The sequence below is a fragment of the Halomonas sp. SIMBA_159 genome, from assembly GCF_046536035.1.
Classification (GTDB): domain Bacteria; phylum Pseudomonadota; class Gammaproteobacteria; order Pseudomonadales; family Halomonadaceae; genus Vreelandella; species Vreelandella venusta_A.
Window position 1 is genome coordinate 1 of the sequence record NZ_JAWJBT010000987.1, and the last position, 257, is coordinate 257.

Annotated in this window: 1 protein-coding gene; it reads right to left on the reverse strand. The window is 52.5% G+C overall.

Annotated elements, in window-relative coordinates; translation table 11 throughout:
• Nucleotides 1-257 (reverse strand): orotate phosphoribosyltransferase (pyrE, locus tag R0J87_RS22205; RefSeq protein ID WP_498889023.1); only part of this gene is annotated, 257 nt, incomplete at both ends.

Genomic DNA, 257 nt, shown 5'->3' on the forward strand with positions numbered 1-257 from the left:
CAGATCTTTCAGGGTGATGATAGAGATCACTTTGCAGTTGTAATCACGCTCAACTTCCTGAATCGCCGAAATCTCGCCGCGCCCCCGTTCCTGACGATCAAGCGAAATCAATACGCCAGCAAGCGTCGCGCCATTAGCCTGAATAATCTCCATCGATTCGCGAATCGCCGTTCCGGCGGTGATCACATCATCTACCAGCATTACGCGTCCTTGTAACGCGCTACCAACCAGATTGCCGCCTTCACCGTGGTCTTTTG